The sequence below is a fragment of the Burkholderia sp. E168m23 genome (genome assembly GCF_016586125.1).
GTDB classification, from domain to species: domain Bacteria; phylum Pseudomonadota; class Gammaproteobacteria; order Burkholderiales; family Burkholderiaceae; genus Burkholderia; species Burkholderia orbicola.
On record NZ_BCPP01000331.1, the window covers coordinates 1 to 6,666 of the forward strand.

Annotated in this window: 6 protein-coding genes and 1 pseudogene; 1 reads left to right on the forward strand and 6 read right to left on the reverse strand. The window is 65.6% G+C overall.

Features of this window, described 5'->3' with window-relative positions:
- Positions 1-326: 326 nt before the first annotated feature.
- The 6 genes from phaP to JMF90_RS17960 form a co-directional block, all read right to left on the reverse strand.
- Positions 327-911, reverse strand: coding sequence for a TIGR01841 family phasin (phaP, locus tag JMF90_RS17935; protein ID WP_011694404.1), 585 nt, complete (start codon positions 909-911; stop codon positions 327-329).
- A 499-nt stretch (positions 912-1,410) separates the two neighbouring features.
- A complete protein-coding gene (locus JMF90_RS17940) occupies positions 1,411-2,175 on the reverse strand; it encodes a ParA family protein (protein ID WP_011546225.1) in 765 nt (254 codons plus the stop codon).
- 113 nt (positions 2,176-2,288) lie between these two features.
- The gene (locus tag JMF90_RS17945; RefSeq protein WP_011546226.1) at positions 2,289-2,912 is read right to left on the reverse strand and encodes a DNA-3-methyladenine glycosylase; all 624 of its coding nucleotides are present in this window, start codon (positions 2,910-2,912) and stop codon (positions 2,289-2,291) included.
- Positions 2,899-3,429, reverse strand: coding sequence for a G/U mismatch-specific DNA glycosylase (gene mug, locus JMF90_RS17950; RefSeq protein ID WP_054928048.1), 531 nt, complete (start codon positions 3,427-3,429; stop codon positions 2,899-2,901). Before mug ends, JMF90_RS17945 begins: the two co-directional genes overlap by 14 nt.
- Before the next feature lie 122 nt (positions 3,430-3,551).
- Entirely contained in the window at positions 3,552-4,106 is a 555-nt protein-coding gene (locus JMF90_RS17955) for a single-stranded DNA-binding protein (RefSeq protein ID WP_006477800.1), read from the reverse strand.
- Positions 4,107-4,209: 103 nt separating this feature from the next.
- Complete coding sequence (locus JMF90_RS17960) at positions 4,210-5,397, reverse strand: MFS transporter (RefSeq protein WP_006477799.1); 1,188 nt, start codon at positions 5,395-5,397, stop codon at positions 4,210-4,212.
- A 264-nt stretch (positions 5,398-5,661) separates the two neighbouring features.
- Here JMF90_RS17960 and JMF90_RS17965 point away from each other — a divergent pair.
- Positions 5,662-6,666: pseudogene (locus JMF90_RS17965) on the forward strand (excinuclease ABC subunit UvrA); the annotation flags it as partial.

Genomic DNA, 6,666 nt, shown 5'->3' on the forward strand with positions numbered 1-6,666 from the left:
TGTTCAATCCCTGCATCGAAATCAGTTTGTCGTCGTGACGCCGGCACGAGGCGATCACACGTGACGATGGCACGCGCCGCGCCAACCGGCGCAATCGCGGTCGGGGTCGGGGTCGCACGCCGCGGTCTTGACGGGTGGCGCCTGTTCGCACCGGCGGCACGGCACACCGCTGCACGGGCACCGCGCACGGACGTCTTGCGGCGCACCGGACGCTTGCCGGCCCCCGCGTGGCACACGCGGCGCCGGCGCCGTCCGGCGCCGATCAATCGTGTCGCGCCGACGCGCGACACGCATTCACGCGCGCCTTCATGCGCGCATTTGCGCGATTACGCAGCCGATTCGCGCGCAGCCGCTGCGTCCTTGCGGGCGGCGGCCGCCGTCTGCTTGGCGCCGCGCGTGGCCGTTTCGCTGACCGCATCGAAGCCGCTCTGCGCCGCTTCGATCGCCTGGCCCGTCGCCGCACGCACGGAGTCGGCCGCGGCGCTCGCCGCGGACAGCGCCGAATTCAGCGCGGCCACCACCGGCGCCGAGCCGGCCGGCGCGTGCTTCGACAGTTCGCCGAGCACGTCCTTCAGGCGCTTGTCGTTCTGTTCGTACTGCGCCTGCGCGACCTTCGCCCATTCGGACTGCGTCGACACCGCGATGTCGAACAAATGGCGCCCATACGACACGGCCTTGCCGGCCGCTTCCTGCGGCGCGGCGACCTGTTGCGCGAAACCCGCGGCCGGGTTGTTGGCGTTGAACGCGTTCTTCAGCTTGTCCTCGTATTCCTCGAGCGCCGTCCGGGCCGCTTGCAGGTTGAGTTCGACGACGGCCTCGAAGCCGTGGATCGCCGGACGGGCGATCGCGAACCAGGCGGCGATACCGGATTGATAATCGGCGGCGAGTTTTTCGGGGGCAAATACGGACATCGGGCACGCTCCTGTTAACAATGCGAGAGACAAACGTAAAGAAAAGTGGAAGCTTGATCGACAGTCGCTTCCTTATTGGCAACCCGCTACCTGTTTGGGCACGGGAAGTTGAAGGAAACCATTCTAGAGCGATTAATTGTCAATTAAGTGGCATTAATGATAGGTATAAACCCTTATTACCCTATACGGCGACCGCCGAGGCCCGCTGCACGCCGATATCGCGAATGACCAACCCGAGCGTCCGACCCGCAATGCCTTTTTACCTTTTTGCAGCATAGCGCATCGTGACATCGCGCAATATTTACCAATTCATTATTCTGTTTATTAGAAAACTGGCCTTCATTGAAAATGGAGCCGCAGTCCATGTAATCGTTTTTCTGAATTTATTATGAAATCGTTTTCCGGATTATAAATGACGAATTCAATAATCGGAGGAATGACGAGTCGCGATAAAAAAGGCCGCTCGAAGCGGCCTTGGTCGATCCGGTCAGGCGCGGGCTCAACCGGCCAGTTCGCGATGCAGCGCGCGAAACTCCTGCGCGAGCTTGTGCGTCGGCTCGAGATGGATCACCGGCGTCGACTGCTGATGTGATTCGCGGATCTTCACCGACGCGGACAACCGCGACGCGAGCACCGGCAGCCCTTCGTCGACGAGCTCGTCGACCAGCCGCTGCGGCAGGCTCGCGCGCGGCTGGAACTGGTTGATGACGATCCCTTCCACCTCGAGCGCCGCGTTGTGGTCCTGCTGGATTTCCTTCACGTTCTCGAGCAACGTGTACAGCGCGCGCCGCGAGAAATCGTCGCAGTCGAACGGGATCAGGCAGCGCTCGACCGCGATCAGCGCCGAGCGCGTATAGAAATTCAGCGCGGGCGGCGTGTCGATGTACACGGCGTCGTACATGTCGAGTTCGTTCAGCGCGTCGCGCAACTTGTAGATCTTGTAGCGCGATTCGAGCTTGCCGTGCAGCGTATCGAGATCCGGATGCGCGGGCATCACGTCGAGCTCCTCGAACGGGGTCGCGTGGATGAACGACGCGACGTCGACCGGACGGAAGTTGAAGGTCAGCGCGGTTTCGAAGAAACCGGCGACGCCCGGTTGCGCGTCGGCCGCCGCGTCGCCGAGCAGGTAGCGCGTCGAGTTCGCCTGCGCATCGAGATCGATGACGAGCGTGCGCAATCCTTCGCTCGCGCTGATCGCCGCCAGGTTGCAGACGATCGTCGACTTGCCCACGCCGCCCTTCTGGTTGAATACGACCCGCCGCATGGTGTCCCCTCGATCGAAACGTCGAAACGGCCAGCTTAGCCGATCAATAATGGCGACCGCGTGACGCAGGTCGAATCGGGCGCGACGGGCATGTGACTTGGGCGCGGCACGCGTCAGATGCGCGGCACCGCGCCCGATACGTATCGATTGCCGGGCACGCTCCACCGCCACGGCAGATCCTGACCGACGCGAATGCCGATGCGCGGCCCGCCCGCCAGATCGGCGGGTGGCGCCATCCCGTCGTCGACGATCGCGAACCCGTCGCGCGCGCCGACTAGGTCGACGCCATCCTGCGCGCCGCCGATCCCCATCGCCTGCGTCAATCGAGCCGGGCCGCGGCACAGGTCGCGATCGCGCGTGCGCGGCGGCCGCGCCGCGCGCATCTGCTCGAGCCCGTGCAGCGGCTCCAGCGCACGGATCAGCACGCCCGTTCCCGCGCCGTCCGGGCCGCACACGCAGTTGCAGCACCAGTGCATGCCGTACGTGAAATACACGTAGAAGTGCCCGGGCGGCCCGAACATCGTCGCGTTGCGCGGCGTCTTGCCGCGATAGGTGTGCGCCGCCGGATCGAGCGCGCCCGCATACGCTTCCACTTCGACGATGCGCCCGGCGCGGCCGTCCGCTGCCGCGAGGATCTTGTTCAGGAGTTGCGGCGCCACCTCGGTGGCCATGCGGTTGAAGAACGCGCGCGGCACGATGGTGCCCGGCCACGGCGCCGCCGTCTTACTGCGTCGCATCGTGCCGGTCCTTCATCGCGGCGAGATGAAGCTCATGATACGCATCGACCAGATCGTCGAGCCCGAACGCAAGGTTTCTGCCGCTGGGGTTGGGGAGCACCCACACCCGCGCCTGCTGGATAGGGGACGGCTGCAATCCCCACGCGGCTTCCCGTTGCCCCGACAGCGCCGCATACGCCGCCTTGCCGAGAAACGCGACGAAGCGCGGCGCATGATGCGCGACCTTCTGCTCGAACCCGGCGGCCGCGGCCACGAATTCCGCGCGCGACAGCTGATCGGCACTGGCGGTCGGCCGCGGCACCACGGCCGTCAGCCCGCAGCCGTAACGGAGAATCTCGCGATCGTCCCGCGGCGAAATTTCCGTCGGCGTGAAGCCCGCGAGATGGATCACGCGCCAGAAGCGGTTGTTTCTCCCCGCGAAGTGATGACCGGTCGCGGCCGCGATCAGGCCGGGATTGATCCCGCAGAACAGGACGTCGAGATGGGGCGCGATGAGGTCGGGGAGTGCGTCAGCCACGGTTCATCCAGGGTGCGGCGTGCAGGAACCACGTAAACGAAACGAGGCCCGAAAACCCGGGCCAAGCGACTGGCTTGGCTCGGACGTTCGGGCCCATCGTGATGCAGGATGCCGACTGGCGATCAGAACGGAATATCGTCGTCCATCTCGTCGAAGCCGCCGCCTGCCGGTGCGCTCGGACGGCTCTGGCCGCCGCCACCCGCACCGCCACGTGCCGCGCCGCTGGCACGGCCGCCGCCACCACCGCCGCGCTCCGCCTGCTCGCCGCGACCGCCACCGCCACCACCGTAGCCGCCGCCATAACCGCCTTCGTCACCGCCGCCACCGCCGCCGCCCGAACCGCCGCGGCCACCGAGCATCTGCATCTGTTCGGCGACGATTTCGGTCGAGTAACGATCCTGGCCGTCCTGACCCTGCCACTTGCGCGTGCGGATGCGGCCTTCGATATAGACCGACGAACCCTTCTTCAGGTATTCGCTGACGATCTCCGCCAGACGGCCGAAGAACGCGACGCGATGCCACTCGGTCATTTCCTTGAAATCGCCGCTTGCCTTGTCCTTGTAGCGATCGGTCGTCGCGAGACGGATGTTCGCAACCGCGTCGCCGCTCGGCAGGTAACGGACTTCAGGATCGGCGCCGAGGTTGCCGACGAGGATGACCTTGTTGACGGATGCCATGTGTTTCTCCAGTAAATTCGATGCGGGGCCGCCCGCGTGTATCGCCGCAGGGGCCCGCCGGGGCAAGCCGGCGCGCTGCCGATGCCTGCCCGAAATAAAAGGTTCAGGCCTTGCGCGGCGGCGCTTTCATGCTGGCCGCGATTATAAGCCAGGCAGCAACGAGCCCCGAACACGTATAAAAGACCGTGTTCGCGCCGCCGTGCTTCAGCAGCCAGCCGCCCACGATGCCGCCGAGCGCGAGCCCGATCGACTGCGTGGTGTTGTAGACGCCCGTGGCCGCGCCCTTGCGCGAACCCGGCGCGAGCTTCGACACGAGCGACGGCTGTGACGCTTCCAGGATGTTGAACCCGAGGAAGTACACGAACAGGATCGCCGCCACAATCAGAATGGTATGCGGTGCGCTGCCGAGCAACAATTGGCCGATCAGGATAGCCAGAATGCCGCCGAGCAGCACCGGCTTCATCTTGCCCCGTTTTTCCGCGACGATGATCGCCGGCACCATCATCACGAACGCGAGCCCCATCACCGGCAGGTAGACCTTCCAGTGCGCGGCGACCGGCAGCCCGCCGTCGACCAAGAGGCGCGGCACGACCAGGAACAGCGCCGTCTGCGTCGCGTGCAGCACCAGCACGCCGAAGTTCAGGCGCAGCAGTTCGACGTTGTGCAGCACCTCGGCGAACGGCGCGCGCACGTGCACGGGCTTCGCCGCGTCGGGCACGATCCACAGCACGACGCCGATCGCGAGGATCGACAGCACGCCGACGATCGTGAACAGCCCGCTCATCCCGACCCAGTGGAACACGATCGGCGCACCGACGATCGCGACCGCGAACGACACGCCGATCGAGCCGCCGACCATCGCCATCGCCTTCGTGCGGTTCTGCTCGGAGGTCAGGTCGGCGATGAACGCGAGCACCGCCGACGACACGGCGCCCATTCCCTGGATCACGCGGCCGACGATGATCCACGTGATGTCGTGCGCGAACGCGGCGACGAAGCTGCCGAGCGCGAAGATCACGAGGCCCGTGGCGATCACCGGCTTGCGGCCGAACTTGTCGGACGCCCAGCCGTAGAAGATATAGAACAGCGACTGCGTGACGCCGTAGGCCCCGAGCGCGATCCCGACGAGCAGCACGTTGTCGCCGCCCGGGATGGTTTTCGCATAGACCGAGAACACCGGCATGATCATGAACAGGCCGAGCATGCGCAACGCGAAGATCGCCGCGAGCGACGTGGTCGCGCGCAGTTCGGGCGCAGTCATGCGGGAAGACGTGGCAGACGGATTGGACATCGGGAATGAATTTCGAATGATCGGAATGTCCGCCCGGCAGCGGGCGGCGGAAGATCAGGACCGGCGGCCTGGCGGCCTTTCGGACGACACGTCGGGGCCGGATGCAGACGGCCTGCGGGCCGCCCGGAACCGTGCGGCGCGACCGCTTTCCCCGGCGCAGGTGTCGCCTTGCTGCCACCTGCTGTAAAGGCTGGGGGCCGTAAACGACGGTCTCGAAAAGCCGTTATAGTAGCAGGTTTGGTTCCCTCCATTTTCGCCAGGTTCATGGAACAGATCCGTATCCGTGGGGCACGCACCCACAACCTGAAAAACGTCAATCTCGACCTGCCGCGCCACAAGCTGGTCGTGATTACCGGGTTGTCCGGGTCGGGCAAGTCGTCGCTCGCGTTCGACACCCTTTATGCCGAAGGCCAGCGCCGCTACGTGGAAAGCCTGTCCGCGTACGCCCGCCAGTTCCTGCAGCTGATGGAGAAGCCCGACGTCGACCTGATCGAGGGGCTGTCGCCGGCGATCTCGATCGAGCAGAAGGCCACGTCCCACAACCCGCGTTCGACCGTCGGCACGGTCACGGAAATCCACGACTACCTGCGACTTTTGTACGCACGGGTCGGCACGCCGTACTGTCCCGATCACGACATCCCGCTCGAGGCGCAGAGCGTGTCGCAGATGGTCGACGCAGCGCTCGCGCTGCCCGAGGAGACCAAGCTGATGATCCTCGCGCCCGTCGTCGCGGATCGCAAGGGCGAGCATGCCGAGCTGTTCGAGGACATGCAGGCGCAGGGCTTCGTGCGCTTTCGCGTGCGCTCGGGCGGCGGCGCCGCGAACGAAGGCGCCGCGAAGATCTACGAGGTCGAGTCGCTGCCGAAGCTGAAGAAGAACGACAAGCACACGATCGACGTCGTCGTCGATCGCCTGAAGGTGCGCCCGGACATGAAGCAGCGGCTCGCCGAATCGTTCGAAACCGCGCTGCGCCTCGCCGACGGCCGCGCGATCGCGCTCGAGATGGATACCGATCGCGAGCACCTGTTCAGCTCGAAGTTCGCGTGCCCGATCTGCTCGTACTCGCTGCAGGAGCTCGAGCCGCGCCTGTTCTCGTTCAACAACCCGATGGGCGCGTGCCCGGAATGCGACGGCCTCGGCCAGATCACGTTCTTCGACCCGAAGCGGGTCGTCGCGCACCCGTCGCTGTCGCTTGCCGCCGGCGCGGTGAAGGGCTGGGACCGCCGCAACCAGTTCTACTTCCAGATGCTGCAGAGCCTCGCGGCGTTC